The sequence below is a fragment of the Streptomyces sp. NPDC056161 genome (assembly GCF_042268025.1).
Lineage (GTDB): Bacteria > Actinomycetota > Actinomycetes > Streptomycetales > Streptomycetaceae > Streptomyces.
This window is the reverse complement of record NZ_JBHJUV010000014.1, coordinates 66,496-78,581: the sequence shown is the minus strand read 5'-3', so window position 1 is coordinate 78,581 and position 12,086 is coordinate 66,496. Positions and strand designations below refer to the sequence as shown.

General features: G+C 71.7%; 19 protein-coding genes. 1 reads left to right on the top strand and 18 read right to left on the bottom strand.

Annotated elements, in window-relative coordinates:
* Position 1: 1 nt before the first annotated feature.
* Both ACFC09_RS15340 and ACFC09_RS15335 read right to left on the bottom strand, forming a co-directional pair.
* Positions 2 to 1,096, bottom strand: a complete 1,095-nt coding sequence (locus tag ACFC09_RS15340; protein WP_376527743.1) for a hypothetical protein — start codon at positions 1,094 to 1,096, stop codon at positions 2 to 4.
* A 185-nt stretch (positions 1,097 to 1,281) separates the two neighbouring features.
* Entirely contained in the window at positions 1,282 to 1,440 is a 159-nt protein-coding gene (locus tag ACFC09_RS15335) for a hypothetical protein (RefSeq protein ID WP_376527741.1), read from the bottom strand.
* Positions 1,441 to 1,878: 438 nt separating this feature from the next.
* On the opposite strand from ACFC09_RS15335, the gene ACFC09_RS15330 reads away from it, so the two are divergent.
* The gene (locus ACFC09_RS15330; RefSeq protein WP_376527738.1) at positions 1,879 to 2,733 is read left to right on the top strand and encodes an acyl-CoA thioester hydrolase/BAAT C-terminal domain-containing protein; all 855 of its coding nucleotides are present in this window, start codon (positions 1,879 to 1,881) and stop codon (positions 2,731 to 2,733) included.
* A 53-nt stretch (positions 2,734 to 2,786) separates the two neighbouring features.
* On the opposite strand, the gene ACFC09_RS15325 is transcribed toward ACFC09_RS15330, so the two are convergent.
* The 16 genes from ACFC09_RS15325 to ACFC09_RS15250 form a co-directional block, all read right to left on the bottom strand.
* A complete protein-coding gene (locus tag ACFC09_RS15325; RefSeq protein ID WP_376527736.1) occupies positions 2,787 to 3,239 on the bottom strand; it encodes an NUDIX hydrolase in 453 nt (150 codons plus the stop codon).
* On the bottom strand, positions 3,236 to 3,868 hold the full coding sequence (locus ACFC09_RS15320) for a hypothetical protein (protein WP_376527733.1): 633 nt from the start codon (positions 3,866 to 3,868) through the stop codon (positions 3,236 to 3,238). The genes ACFC09_RS15325 and ACFC09_RS15320 overlap by 4 nt, the downstream gene beginning before the upstream one ends.
* A complete protein-coding gene (gene istB, locus ACFC09_RS15315; protein WP_376527730.1) occupies positions 3,858 to 4,646 on the bottom strand; it encodes an IS21-like element helper ATPase IstB in 789 nt (262 codons plus the stop codon). The genes ACFC09_RS15320 and istB overlap by 11 nt, the downstream gene beginning before the upstream one ends.
* Before the next feature lie 17 nt (positions 4,647 to 4,663).
* Positions 4,664 to 6,022 (bottom strand): IS21 family transposase, encoded by a 1,359-nt coding sequence (locus tag ACFC09_RS15310; RefSeq protein ID WP_376527728.1) that lies wholly within the window; start codon positions 6,020 to 6,022, stop codon positions 4,664 to 4,666.
* 102 nt (positions 6,023 to 6,124) lie between these two features.
* On the bottom strand, positions 6,125 to 6,604 hold the full coding sequence (locus ACFC09_RS15305; protein ID WP_376527726.1) for a hypothetical protein: 480 nt from the start codon (positions 6,602 to 6,604) through the stop codon (positions 6,125 to 6,127).
* Positions 6,605 to 6,636: 32 nt separating this feature from the next.
* Positions 6,637 to 6,876 carry a hypothetical protein gene (locus ACFC09_RS15300; RefSeq protein WP_376527724.1) on the bottom strand — a complete coding sequence of 80 codons (240 nt, stop codon included), beginning with the start codon at positions 6,874 to 6,876 and terminating at the stop codon, positions 6,637 to 6,639.
* Complete coding sequence (locus ACFC09_RS15295; protein WP_376527721.1) at positions 6,869 to 7,300, bottom strand: hypothetical protein; 432 nt, start codon at positions 7,298 to 7,300, stop codon at positions 6,869 to 6,871. The genes ACFC09_RS15300 and ACFC09_RS15295 overlap by 8 nt, the downstream gene beginning before the upstream one ends.
* The gene (locus ACFC09_RS15290) at positions 7,297 to 8,517 is read right to left on the bottom strand and encodes a helix-turn-helix domain-containing protein (RefSeq protein ID WP_376527719.1); all 1,221 of its coding nucleotides are present in this window, start codon (positions 8,515 to 8,517) and stop codon (positions 7,297 to 7,299) included. The genes ACFC09_RS15295 and ACFC09_RS15290 overlap by 4 nt, the downstream gene beginning before the upstream one ends.
* A gap of 193 nt (positions 8,518 to 8,710) precedes the next feature.
* Positions 8,711 to 9,118, bottom strand: a complete 408-nt coding sequence (locus ACFC09_RS15285) for a hypothetical protein (RefSeq protein ID WP_376527716.1) — start codon at positions 9,116 to 9,118, stop codon at positions 8,711 to 8,713.
* An 88-nt stretch (positions 9,119 to 9,206) separates the two neighbouring features.
* Positions 9,207 to 9,353, bottom strand: a complete 147-nt coding sequence (locus ACFC09_RS15280) for a hypothetical protein (protein ID WP_376527713.1) — start codon at positions 9,351 to 9,353, stop codon at positions 9,207 to 9,209.
* On the bottom strand, positions 9,353 to 9,577 hold the full coding sequence (locus ACFC09_RS15275) for a hypothetical protein (protein WP_376527711.1): 225 nt from the start codon (positions 9,575 to 9,577) through the stop codon (positions 9,353 to 9,355). The genes ACFC09_RS15280 and ACFC09_RS15275 overlap by 1 nt, the downstream gene beginning before the upstream one ends.
* Before the next feature lie 218 nt (positions 9,578 to 9,795).
* The gene (locus tag ACFC09_RS15270; protein ID WP_376527709.1) at positions 9,796 to 10,029 is read right to left on the bottom strand and encodes a helix-turn-helix domain-containing protein; all 234 of its coding nucleotides are present in this window, start codon (positions 10,027 to 10,029) and stop codon (positions 9,796 to 9,798) included.
* Between the two features lie 204 nt (positions 10,030 to 10,233).
* Positions 10,234 to 10,620 (bottom strand): WhiB family transcriptional regulator, encoded by a 387-nt coding sequence (locus ACFC09_RS15265; RefSeq protein WP_376527706.1) that lies wholly within the window; start codon positions 10,618 to 10,620, stop codon positions 10,234 to 10,236.
* Positions 10,617 to 10,898 (bottom strand): hypothetical protein, encoded by a 282-nt coding sequence (locus ACFC09_RS15260; protein ID WP_376527703.1) that lies wholly within the window; start codon positions 10,896 to 10,898, stop codon positions 10,617 to 10,619. The genes ACFC09_RS15265 and ACFC09_RS15260 overlap by 4 nt, the downstream gene beginning before the upstream one ends.
* A complete protein-coding gene (locus ACFC09_RS15255; protein ID WP_376527701.1) occupies positions 10,895 to 11,524 on the bottom strand; it encodes a RusA family crossover junction endodeoxyribonuclease in 630 nt (209 codons plus the stop codon). The genes ACFC09_RS15260 and ACFC09_RS15255 overlap by 4 nt, the downstream gene beginning before the upstream one ends.
* The gene (locus ACFC09_RS15250) at positions 11,521 to 12,030 is read right to left on the bottom strand and encodes a hypothetical protein (protein ID WP_376527698.1); all 510 of its coding nucleotides are present in this window, start codon (positions 12,028 to 12,030) and stop codon (positions 11,521 to 11,523) included. The genes ACFC09_RS15255 and ACFC09_RS15250 overlap by 4 nt, the downstream gene beginning before the upstream one ends.
* Between the last annotated feature and the right edge of the window lie 56 nt (positions 12,031 to 12,086).

Genomic DNA, 12,086 nt, shown 5'->3' with positions numbered 1-12,086 from the left:
GTCATACCGCGGGTACGGCCCGGCGGGCGTGGCGGGCGACCGGCTCCGGCGTCGGGTAGCCGGCCGGGGGCGGGGGGATGTTCGTGTCAGTGATGAGGACCGGGGTCCCGGGTGGCACGGGGAAGGGGAGCGGGTGCGTGCGGGGCCAGGTGTAGGCGCCCACGTTCTGTAGGAGGCCGGCGGCGTGGAGCTCCTGGCCGTCATCCGGCTCCAGCGGCCACCAGCCGGTGGGGCGTGCGAGGAACCAGGGCAGGAGGGCGTACCGCCAGTGGCCGTCCTCTCCCTCGGACCATGCCTCCACTGACTTGCCGGGCTCGGCGCGGTGGAGGCTTCGCGCGAGGTAGCACACGCTCTCCTTCTCGGGGTGGTCATAGGGGGCGGTGAGCGCGGCCACGTACTGGGAGCCGGTGGTCGAGGTGAGGGCGGAGCCGGGGGGCGCGCCCCTGCGCTGGTTTGCGTAGGTCAGGAGGATGGGCTCGGTGAACTGGTAGGTGACGGCCCATTGGTGGTCCGGGGTGCCGGCGGTGTCCAGCCATGTGACGCGGACGGTGGTTACCGGCATGGTGCAGATTGCAGCGGTGATCAGTTCCTCGTGCGTCGCGGCCTCCGTCCCCGAGCTCCGGGCGGCGGGGTGTAGCTCGCGGCTCAGGAGTTCGAATGCCTCCGTAATGGCGTGGCGTACCTGGTCGCGGCGGGCGCTCGCGGTGTAGGCGAAGCGGACACCATCCAGCCGGGTGTCCCCGCTGGTGTCCCCTGCCGTGTCCCTGGTGTCCTCGGGGTGGGGGTAGGCGGAGGAGTGCGGGGCGTCCTCGGCTGGGGTGGGGCGGGCTGGCTCCGGTCGGGCGTTGTGGACCTCCGGGTCCCACACCACGTGTTCGGGCCGCCTGTAGGCGTACAGCATCTCCGTGAGGTTGGCGGCCATGGCGGCGGCTACCTGCGGGTGGAGTTCGGCTGGGTAAGGGACGGAGTTGTCCAAGGCGTACAGCAACTCCCGTTGGGTCAGCAGCTCGGGCGGCTTCGGAGGGAGCTCGTGGGAGGGGTGGAGGGGCGGCTTCTCGCGGAACTCGGGGGCCGGGACGGTGGTGGAGTCGGTCATGGGGGTCCTCATCGGTCGGGGGCTCGGCCGCCGGAGCGCGGCCGAGCCCGGGCGGGTCAGGAGGTGCGGGTGGCCAGGAGCCGGGCCGCAGTGCGGGAAGTCACCGCTGGCGCTGCCGCTTCTACTCGCGGACGATCTCGGCCGCGCGGGCCGCCCCGCGGGGTGCGGGGCGGCCGGCGGTCGGGTCAGGCCGGGGCGTCCGCGTGGGTGCCGGGCGCCCAGTTGTGGGCGTGCTGCGCCTCAGCGGTCGCGCGCCAGGAGCGGCACGTGTTCTCAAGGGCCTCCAGGACGGCGGGGGCCTGCGGCTTCGCGGCGGGGTGGGCGTCAACCGCGGCGCCTCGCATGTCGGAGTAGCGGCGCCTCGCATGTCGGAGTAAAGGTCCTGGAGGAAGCTGGCCAGGTCTTCCGTGTCCATGAGCCGCGCCCACGGGAGCGCGGGCGGGCAGGCGTCGGGCTGGTGCGCGGCGGCGGCCAGGCCGTTGAGGAGCTGGACGGCGTCTCCGCGGCCGGGGTCCAGCTCATAGTCCTGCGGGAGGTTGGCGATCCGGCCGGCGGCCTCCTGGAAGGCGTCGGAGCGGATCTCCGCCGGTGATGAGGACGGTCGAAAACGACCAGGGATGCTGCTCGCCTCAGTTCGTTCGTTGTTCAACGGAGTGGGGAGTGCTGGGGAGCGGTCAGCGTGATGTTGAGTGCTTGTTCGGCGCCTTTCGTGCCATTGGGCCTGATCACGCGCAATAGGGTGCTCGGGATCGGGATCGCGGTTGGCTTGGGAGGGACAGGTGATGAAGGTCATCGAGCATGAGCTGACGGCCCCTTGGGAGGCGGTCCTGATGGAGCCGACCGCGGCTGCCAGCACGGGGGTCGTCGTGCTGGCGGGGTCGAGCGGTCGGGTGGACCGGCAACGCGCCCGGCTGCTCGCCGAGCAGGGCTTCCTTGCCCTGGCGATCCGCTGGTTCGGCGGCCTCGGACAGCCGGAGGGGATCTGCGAGGTGCCGCTGGAGACATTCGTCGCCGCGGTGGACCTGTTGCGGTCGCGCGGGGCGGAGCGCGTTGGTCTGCTCGGCTTGTCCAAGGGAGCCGAGGCTGCGCTGCTGACCGCGGTGCACGAGCCGCGCGTCGATGTAGTGGTCGCCATGGCACCGACTTCGCTGGCCTGGTGCAACGTTGGGCCAGGGCTCGATGGTCAGTCACGCCCGTATCGCTCTTCGTGGAGCTGGCGCGGGTGTCCGCTGCCGTTCGTCCCGATGGATGATTCCTGGAAGCCCGCCAGGCAGGGAGACGGTCCGGTGGCGATCCGCGGCTGGTACGAACTGAGCGAGGAGACGTTCGCCGGGCATCTGGATGCTGCGGCGATTCCTGTGGAGAAGGCACGCGCTGATGTGTTGCTTGTGGCCGGCGGGGACGACGCGATGTGGCCGTCGCTGCGGTATGCCGAGCAGTTGGCAGCGCGACGTCACCAGGCAGGCGCTCAGGTCCGCGTTGTGGTCCGTGAGGATGCCGGACACCTGCCGCGTTTCCCCGGCGAGAGCCCGGCCGCGCCTTCGGAGACCTTTCTGTATGGAGGATCAGCGGACGCCGATGCTTTGCTCGGCAAGGCTGCCTGGGCGTCCGTCCTCAACCTGCTCGGTCCTGCTTAGGCCGTCAGGGCCCGGTGACCGTCAGGTCGCCGGGCCCTGGTGATTGGTGAGGGTCAGCCGGGGGTGGCCGCGTAGTAGGTGTGGAGGAGCGGATTGATCCCGGGGATCAGGTCGCTGACGGTGATGTTGTCGATCCAGCGGTGCGGGAGGTGGCCGCTTCGGCAGATGCTGTCCGGCTGGCCGGTGCTGACCGGGAAGACGAAGGTGCGGGTGCCGGAGTCGTCGGCGTCGATGATGCCGAGGAAGCCGGTGATCTCGGCGTCCGAGTAGCCGAAGGACTGCGCCAGGATGCGGTGGAGGCCGTCGGGGACGGTCTCTCCGGGCAGTACTGGGCCGGATGGAAGCCGCCAGGTTCGTGGTGTGTCCGGGTCTGGGAGATCGGCGTGGACCAGCAGGAACCTTCCGTGCTGCTCGATCCGCGCGGCAGCGGTGAGGTCGGTGAGGCCGTCGCTGTGGCTGCGGGTGACCAGCTCGTCGACCTGGTGGAGCATGGACAGGTCGGTCATGGGGTCCTCCGCAGCGGGACGACGTCGGTGCGGTGGTGAGGCATCGTCGGCCGGGCGGCCTCGGGGGTGGCCAGCAGGGCGACGATGGTGATCGGCTGCTGGCAGTGCGGGCAGTTGCGGGTCGCGGTCGGCTCCAGCGGGTCACGGACCTCGGCGGACTGGCGGGAGGCCGGGCGAGGCGCCGGTGGAGGGGGAAGCTCGATCCGGGCCGGCAACGCGGCCGGCGGTGCTTGGCCGAGGCGGCGGGCTCGTTCCTCGTCCAGGGCCTGGTCGCGGCGGTGCTCGGCTTCGCGACGGCAGACGGCCGAGCAATAGATGGTGCGGACCGTGCGCCCGGCCTGGAAGGGGTTCTCGCAGACGGGGCAGGTTCGGGTCTCCGTCTTGGCCTCGCGGGAGGCAGTGCGGCACTCGGGCGAGCAGAAGATGCGCTTCGGGCTGAGGGTGGTGGTGAACTCCTGGTCGCACTGGGGGCAGATCCGCTGGGTGGGCAGGTGCGAGCGGGCCTTCTCCCGGCAGGTGGGCGAGCAGTACTTGCGTCGGCTGGCCACGGAGCCGACCGTGAAGCCGGCCTGGCATTCGGGGCAGGTCCGCGCCAACTCCGCGCTGGTGGGGTCAAGTTCAGGAGACACGGGCGTTCACTCCCTGGCGAAGGCTGTCGGCGTAGTTCTGGTGGTGGCGGAGCCGGTAGGAGGGGCCGTCGATGCCGACCACCGCGGCCCGGTGCAGGAGCCGGTCCAGCATCGCCGCGGCGACGGTGGCGTCGCCGAAGGCCGAGGCCCAGTCCGCGATGCCGACGTTGGTGCTCAAGATCGTGCTCGACTTCAGATACCTCTGATTGATCACCTGGAACAGCGCCGAGGCACCGTCCTCGGGCAGCGGGAGGTAGCCAAGCTCATCAATGATCAAAAGCCGTGGACCTGCGAAGAAACGCATGCAGGTCTTCCATCGGCCCTCCAGTGCGGCCTTATGGCACTTGGCCGCGAGTTCCGCCGCGGTGGTGAAGTAGACGCGGTGGCCGGCCTCGACCGCCGCCCTGCCGAGCGCGACCGACAGCATGGTCTTGCCGACCCCGGGCGGTCCGACGAACAGCACGTTCGAGGCGTCGTCCAGGAAGCGCAGAGTGGCCAGGTCCCGGATCAGCTTCTCGTCGACGCCGGGCTGGGCCGAGAAGTCGAAGTCCGACAAGGTCCAGGGCTCCGGCAGGCAGGCGAACCGGTCACGGGCCGCGAGGCGGCGGGCCTCGGTCGCCTCGACCTCGATCTCCAGCAGCCGCTCCAGCGCGGCCGTCATCGACAGGTTCTCGGTGCGGGCCTGGTCCAGCACCCTGGGCAGGGCCTCGAACGCGTCGTTCAGCTTCAGGTAGGACAGGTGGGCCCGCAGCTGCGAGTAGCGGCGCGCTTCACTCATCTGCGTCGGTGATGTGCTCACTCGCCGGGTTCCTCCTCGGATCTCGGAGCGGTCCGCAGCCGGTCGGCCACGGCGGCATAGGTGTCGAGGTTGATCACGACCCGCTCGGCCGAACTGGCGCCGGCGGTCTGGCCCCGCAGCCGCTCGGCCTCAGCGAGCGCCTCGGGCGACAGCGGGCGGCGGGTCTTGGTCTTGCACGGGGCCCGGTCACTGACCTGCGCGAGGACCGCCCGCTCCAGCGCGATCACATGACCCGCGTCGCGGACCGTCCGCCCGGCCCCGCGCGGCGCGAGCCGGTGCCGGGCGACGACGGCCTTCCCCGCCGTGGCGATGTGCAGGTAGTCCTCGCCGAGCCGCTGCCGGACGGTGACCTGCATCCCCGGCATCCCGGGCGGGACCGAGTAGAGGTTGCCCTCGAAGGACACCAGGGCCTGCGGGCTGACCGTCCGCACGACCTCCAGCTCGGCCGGGAACGGCAGTGTGGGCAAATCCAACAGTGGCTCTGCGGCGGCGAGTTCGGCCACCGTCACCTTGATGCCGTCGACACTGCGGCGGCGCTCGTCCATCCGGACGGCGAGCTTGTCGACGCCGGACTGGGCCTGCTCGACGCTGAGACCGTCGGGGACCGTGCGCCACCAACGTTGCGCCGCACTGTGGTTGGCCTTCTCCACCACGCCCTTGCGGTTGCCCCGCCGCGGCGGGCAGATCGCCACCCGGACCCCATAGAACTTCGCGACCCCCGCGAACACCGGGGTGACCTGGCCGCTGGAGGGATAGCAGACGGTCGCCATCCGGTCGAAGCGCCACTGCCTCGCACTCCCGCCGAGCCTGCGCAGCACGGCGTCGAGGGCCTGGACCAGGTGGGGGAAGTCCTCCGACTCCGCCAGCACCGCCCGCCACCGGCCCGAATGCGCGAGCGCCCCGACCAGCAGGTGCGCGTGTCCGCCGATGCCCCAGCCCGCGGGTGGATCGGGCAGCTCGACCCAGTCGAACTGGACTTCCTCGCCCGGCGGGTGCTCGATCACCGCGCGGTCCCGGCCCCGCGACGCATGACAGGGCTCGCAGTGCGGCCGGACCTCGTAGCGGCGAAGCGCCCCGGTGAACGTCGAATAGGCGCCGCGATAGCCAAGTTGAACCACCTCGTCGAACAGAGTGGATGCCCACAAGTGCGGGTCGTCCGCCAGGCGTTGACGGCAGTAGTCCAGGAACGGCACGAAGGCGTCCGGTGCCTGGCGACGCTGCTGCGGGACGCGCTCGCCGTTCAGGTACGCACGGATCGTCTTGCGATCGCGTCCCAGGTGTCTGGCGATCGCGGAGATCGTCCAGCCCTGGCGACGCAGCGCGTGCGCGTCCACGTCTTCCTCCCACGTGAGCACCCAGCCTCCCGAAGAGGCCCGACCCGTTGCCCACGCAGGCTTGCCGTCCCACCCACCACCCATCCCGACACGCCGACCAAGATCACACGAACGGTGGGGAGATCAACTCAGCAGGTTTGCCCCACCCCTCAGCACCAGGTGGGGATTTTCAAGTAGCGCCATCACCGGGGACTGTCCGGCCGGTGCGTCCTCCCACACGGGCGTAAGGGCGCCGTCGTACGTGCCGCGCAGGCGGGTGGCGTGGTAGCGCTCCGAGACGTCGGGGGTCTCGAACAACTCGCCCTTGACCCGGCGGGCGAGGGTCCACAGGTGGCCGTCCGGGCTGCGGAAGCCGGTGAACGTCCGCTCCGTGGCCTGGTGGATGAGGAAGAGGCGGTCAGTGGAGATCCATACCAGGTCACCGTTTTGGGCGCGGAGGCTGCCCACGGTGGGGTGGTTGGTCACCAGGACCTTCGCTTTCCCCTTGCCGAGCTGGAGGACGGGGCCGGTGATGGTCGTCTGGTAGCGGCCGGAGGTGGTGCCTCCGACGGCGGCGCCCTCGGTGACGGGGCGGCCGGTGGCGTCGTGGAGACGGTGCGTCATGTGCTCGCTCTCTGTTCGTGGGTGGTGGTGCGTCAGATGTGGCCGAGCCAGCGAGCCAGTTCCTCGCCTGCCTGCTCATTGGCGCGGACAAGGGCGTCCCGGTCGGCGAGGAGGTCCATGAGGGCCGTCCGGATCTCGTCCAGGAGCCCCCGGACCTCAGCCGGGTCCTCCGGGAGTCCGACGGTGAGCCGGGCGGGGAGGAGGCGGATCTCCTCCACCCGGCCGGGGTCGAGCTGGAACATGGGCTCCGGGGTCTCGGTCGTGTCACTCACCGGCGGCCTCCTGGCGGTACTCGGGCGGGAGGTCGCTGGTGGTGCGTCGGCCCGCGGCGGCCAGGGCGCGGGTGACGGGCTGCGGGCCGTAGCGGCGTACGGCCTGGTTGTGGCCGTGCTCCTCGATGGCGGCCAGGACGTCCGCCACGGGGACGTCTGCGGCCGGGACGGCGGTGGCGGCGCGGCGGCGGATGTTGCACAGGAGGCATCCGCCGGCCTCCCGGTCGGCCGGGCCGTCCGGGTGCTCGCGGCAGTTGGTCGCCGGGCGGTGCTCAGCAGCGGCCACCAGGCGGCGGGCCAGGGCGAGGCACTGCTCCAGTTCTCTCAGGAGCTGTGGCGTGGCATCACGGGCGTTGAGCCGGGCGTCGTAGCCGTGCAGCTCAGCCAGGGCGTTACGGAGGTCCTGGAGCAGGGCGAGGTTCACGCGTTCACCGCCTGGCGTGCGGCGGCCTCGGCCTCGCGACGGCACCGAAGGCACATTCCGGCCGGGGCAGGGGCGGGGACGGTGCGGAACACACGGCCGCAGGGGCCCTCACAGTCCCGGATCTCCGTCCGCTCCGAAGATCGCTGAGCGGGCGTCTGAGCCTGCGGCGAGGGCTCGGCAGGCCCGGAGGGCACGGACATGAGGATCGCTGCCTGGCGGGGCTGCTGAGCAGCTTCCCGGCGCTGCTTGCGGTCCTCGGCCTCCCGCTCACAGGTCCGGCAGCGGTCGCCGGTGTCCAGGTCCCGGCCGTCGTCACACCGGGAGGAGGGGCAGTTACCGCGGCGCACCAGGGCCACGGCCACGCCCACCGGGCGGAGGATGCCCGGGCCGTCCACGGACTCCGCGTCCGCCTCGTAGCCGTGGTTCCACCACCGGCGCTCCACGCGGGCCACGAGTTGGTCCGCGGTCAGGCCACGGGCGAGTTCCTTCCGGATCTCGTTCGTTACCGCCTTCGGCACCGGGTTGGGGAGTTGGTCCCGCAGACGGCGCGGGAGGAGCCCGATCACCGCGCCGATGGCCGCCGCCTCCACTTCCTCGTCCGCCGGGTCCGCTTCTGCTGCCGCGGCGGAGCCGCCCTCAAGCGCGGTTCCACTACCGGTAGTGGGCCTACGGCCGTCATCAAAGGTTCCGGACGGTTGTAGGGACGGGTCACTGACGGTTACGGCGGCACTGAGTGCGTGACGTCCGCACTCAGACTGCGTGACGTCACGCATTTCGGATGCGTGACGTGCGTCGTCAGAGTCCGTGACACCGTCTTCCGTCACGTCATCCGAGTCCGTGACGGTCACGTCGTCGGAGTGTGTGACGGCCGCGGCGGCGGCACGCCTCGCGCGGGCCTTCCGCTGCCTGTCCTTCGCCGCCTTCTTCTGCCGGTCCTCCTCTTCCAGGAGCTCCGTCCAGTCCGCGGCCGGGCGCTGTAGGTGGAGGGCGAGGGCATACACGGTGTTGTCGTGGTGCACGCCGGTGGCTTTGATAAGCCCGGCGTCCTCCAGGCGGCGCAGCGCCCGCTGAACCGTGCGCCGGTCGTAGCCGGTCCGGTACCGGAGTTTGACGACGGAGGGACGGGCGTTGCGGCCCCTCTTGTCGGCGTGCTCGGCCAACACCTGGAGGACGCCCCGGGCGGTGGTGTCCGGCCGCCCCTTCTCAGTGCGCAGCATGGGCGCGTCATCCATCGCCCATGTCACCGCTTCGTGGCTCATGCGGTGCCCTGCCTTCCATCCGTGCAGATCAGTGCGGGTCCGACCGGGCCGCCGTTTGCCGGGGCGCCCCGCTCGTGATCAACACTTTGGCAATGTGAGTTTGCAAAGTCAAGATGCACTGTCACGCGGCCATAGGACGTACATGAACGGGTCATGCCGCTCCCGCCTCGCCGGTCACGCGGTCGAGCTTGCGGAGCCATGCCTCGAACGGCCGGACCCGGTGGAGGACCACCGGGTCCACCACCCGCACCACCCGGGCCGCCGGGCACTCCCACGAGACGCCGGCCACCGCACAGTCCCGGTCCGCCACCAGCTCCCCGACCGGCTCCACCACGTAGAGCGCCCCGTCCGGATAGAGCGCGGCGTAGACGCGGGCCACCTCCCGCCCGGTCGTCACGTACACCCGGTCCCGCCGCGCCTGGCCGCCCATGTCCAGGACGTCCGTGGTGAGCGTCCGTCCCGTACCGGTCGCCTCCGGCGGGAGGATGATGCCTCCAGGGGCCAGGCCGGGGACGCCGCCGTGGAAGTACCGGGCGGGGTGCGGGCGGGGTGCGGACACAACGGTCTCCAGGTGGAAAGGGGTCGAGCAGGAAAGGGCGAGCCGGGCCCCGGGCGGTAGCGCTGGAGGCCCTGGCCCGGAGAGGACGTCAAGTGACGTCGGGGAAGCGGCGGAACCAGACGACGAACGCCACGACGCCGGCGGCCACGTACCACCAGGCGCGCACGAGCCCCGCGGCGTACGTGAGAGCGCCGGCCGAGCCGCCGGCCATCAGGCCCCAGACGAAGCGCTCCATCACCGCGCCCCCTTGCAGCCGTCCGTACGGCTTGGGGACGGCGTGGCCGTCGTGGGCGTGGCGGCGTCCGGCACGTGGCCGACCGTGGAGCGGCGCGGCGGCGTGCTGGAGTCCTTCTGGGGCAGGTCACCGCTGGGCGGCTTCGCCGGGGACACCTGGTCCTGCTTGCGCATGTCCGCCCGGCCGGCCGGGCGCTCCGCGGGCCGCTGGACGCTACCGGGCATCCTGGAGCCGGAGTTGGAGCCGGAGCCCGGACTCCGGCCGCTACTGCCTCCGCTCCCCTCTACGGCGGCCACCAGGACCATGGACGTCCCGGCCGACCGGCACCGGCGGTGCGCGTCATCATGGTCGTCCAGGTCCACCACGTAGCACGCCGTGAAGAGGAAGAGGCCGGCCGTGATGAGCCCGAACGGCCGGGCGCACGACCGGGGTCCGCGTTTCCTCACCCCCGGGCCGCCCGCCCACCGCGCCCGCGCAGCGTCACCTTCGCCTCCAGCAGGAGCGCCCGCACCGTGCCAAAGGACATCGCGCGCTCCGCGGCCAGGGCCCGGATGGTCGCGCCGGCCTCGTAGTCCCGGCCGAGGCTGGACGCCACGGCCTTCCGCTCCGCGCCCTTGATGCGGGGCCGGTACGTCGCCCCGAGGCGGGGGGATCGGCGCTGTACCTCGGTGCTCATGGCTGGCTCAACCTCTCGTTCTCGTATCGCTCTTGCTCCGCTTCCGCCCACCGGCGGGCAGCCTCCTCCGCACACGTCTTGTGCGCGGGCCGCCCGTGGATGTCGCGGAGGTTGGTCACCTCGGGGCAGTAGCGGCACTGCGCCCGGACGTCGGACCAGTGGCCATGCCGCCAGTCCAGGAGCCCTCCCGGGATCTCGGGGAGCTCAGGCGGCTGTGGCCTCGGGCGCCTCGACCTCCGCCGTGGTGCTGATGGCATCCGCCGCCTCCTCCCGCTTCCGCTCGGCCCGCCGGCGGGCGGCGCGCTCGCGCTCCCGGCGTCGGCGCAGGAGGAGGCGCCGCGCCTTCTCATCCAGGCCGCCCCACACGCCGTAGGGCTCGTTCCGGGCCAGGGAGTCCGCGAGACACCGCTCCTGCACCACGCACCGGGCGCAGTAGGTCTTGGCCTCCGCGGTCTCCAGGAGGACCGTTCCGGCGTCGCCCTCCGGGTGGAAGAGAGCCGGGTCCGCCCGCAGACACGCGGCGTCCTTCGACCAGTGCACTGGCCGCGGGAGGGTGTCCGGCGCGTACCGGGTCCGTGCTCGTCGCGTCATGACGCACCTCCCGACCCCGGCCGGGGGACGGCGTCCCCGCAGGTCACGCCCCGGAGGACGAGGGTGTCCTCCCCGGTGCCCTCTACCTCGGGGACAGCCGCGGGGACAACGGGGACGCCGTCCCCGCGCGTGTCCTCCACGCCTGTCCCCCACGTCATGCGGGCGGCCTGGATGAACAGGACGACGGCCACCAGGGCGAGGACCGGCCCCCACACGGGGAAGGTCTCCAGTGCGCTTATGACGGGCCCAACGATCACCAGGGCGTCCACGCCGCTCACACCTCCGCCCGCTCCTGCTCGACCGGCCACAGGCGGATGACGCAGCCGGAGACCTCCATGACGTCCGGCACCTGGCCGTGGTCAGTGTGGTAGCGCTTCATGAGCCGCCGGTATTCGACCACCAGCGCGTCATCCCGGTAGATCCCGGCGGTGGTGAGGGCGTCCTCCGTCGACCGCGCGAGCTTGGAGAGATCCGGCACGCCGGCCGGGATCCACGGCGCCGAGGGCCGGACGCGCTCGCTGTTGCGGCCCGTCCCGAAATGCGTCTTCGGCCGAGTGAGCGTAAAGATCATCTCCGCGGCCAGGGGCCCGGTGAGCGGCTTCCACCCGCGCCCGCGCGCCTGGAGCGAGGCCGCCACCACGTCATCCCGCCAGGGCTTGACGTACTTGGACGACTCGACCAGGTGAATCCGGTTCGTGTGCTTGTTCCGCTTCGGGCTCTTGCTGCCCTGCGGCGCCGGGGCGCCGTACACGGTCACCTCAAACGCCGGCCTGGCCGGCTCGTCATCCGGCGCGTTCACGTAGTCCAGGTGCGCGGATGCCTCGTCCAGGGCGACGGCGGTTTTCGGCACGCCCACGACCCCGGCCGTGATCTCCTCGTCCGCGAACAGCGGGACATTAATCACTGTCCGTCCCCTTCTTCCCCGTGGACTGGACCGGTGTCCTTCCGCCAGGTGTCCGGTAGCGGCGTGGGTCGGGCCCGGATGTCGGTGAGGACGACCTCCTCCGGCCGCTCGGCGTCCACGTTGGCGATTACCTCCAGCTCCATGCCCTGGAGCTCATAGACCTCCGCGCCGGTAGCGTGGACGAGTTGGTCCAGGAGTACGGTGACGGCCTGGTCCGGCTGGTAGACGCCCATCAGGACGCAAACCGTGTTGGACTCCGTGTCGACCGTCGTCACCCGGGCCCGGGCCGGGACGCGGCTACCGTCTCGCGCGGCCAGGTACGCCCGGCCGAGGTCGGTGACGGCCAGGAGGCCACCGCGGGTCTGGACGAACTGGCGGAGCCGAAGCGCGAGTAGGAACCCGTGGGGGTCCTGGACCGAGGACTGGCCGTCTGCCAGGGCGCGGACGATGTCCTCCATGGGCGCCGGGAGCGGGAGCTCGGATGCCTGGAGAGTGGCGGTCACCATCCCGGCCCGCCACGCGGCGGTGCCTTCCGTGGTGGCCGCCGAGCACGGGCATCCCC

What these genes read in the sequence shown, in the direction of transcription:
- ACFC09_RS15330 (WP_376527738.1), top strand. Translation starts at nt 1,879, where the DNA reads ATGAAGGTCATCGAGCATGAGCTGACGGCCCCTTGGGAGGCGGTCCTG.
- ACFC09_RS15335 (WP_376527741.1), bottom strand. Translation starts at nt 1,440, where the DNA reads ATGCGAGGCGCCGCGGTTGACGCCCACCCCGCCGCGAAGCCGCAGGCC.
- ACFC09_RS15290 (WP_376527719.1), bottom strand. Translation starts at nt 8,517, where the DNA reads ATGCTGCGCACTGAGAAGGGGCGGCCGGACACCACCGCCCGGGGCGTC.
- ACFC09_RS15325 (WP_376527736.1), bottom strand. Translation starts at nt 3,239, where the DNA reads ATGACCGACCTGTCCATGCTCCACCAGGTCGACGAGCTGGTCACCCGC.
- ACFC09_RS15265 (WP_376527706.1), bottom strand. Translation starts at nt 10,620, where the DNA reads ATGACGCGACGAGCACGGACCCGGTACGCGCCGGACACCCTCCCGCGG.
- ACFC09_RS15340 (WP_376527743.1), bottom strand. Translation starts at nt 1,096, where the DNA reads ATGACCGACTCCACCACCGTCCCGGCCCCCGAGTTCCGCGAGAAGCCG.
- ACFC09_RS15280 (WP_376527713.1), bottom strand. Translation starts at nt 9,353, where the DNA reads ATGGAGCGCTTCGTCTGGGGCCTGATGGCCGGCGGCTCGGCCGGCGCT.
- ACFC09_RS15275 (WP_376527711.1), bottom strand. Translation starts at nt 9,577, where the DNA reads ATGCCCGGTAGCGTCCAGCGGCCCGCGGAGCGCCCGGCCGGCCGGGCG.
- ACFC09_RS15270 (WP_376527709.1), bottom strand. Translation starts at nt 10,029, where the DNA reads ATGAGCACCGAGGTACAGCGCCGATCCCCCCGCCTCGGGGCGACGTAC.
- ACFC09_RS15305 (WP_376527726.1), bottom strand. Translation starts at nt 6,604, where the DNA reads ATGACGCACCGTCTCCACGACGCCACCGGCCGCCCCGTCACCGAGGGC.
- ACFC09_RS15250 (WP_376527698.1), bottom strand. Translation starts at nt 12,030, where the DNA reads ATGGTGACCGCCACTCTCCAGGCATCCGAGCTCCCGCTCCCGGCGCCC.
- istB (WP_376527730.1), bottom strand. Translation starts at nt 4,646, where the DNA reads ATGAGTGAAGCGCGCCGCTACTCGCAGCTGCGGGCCCACCTGTCCTAC.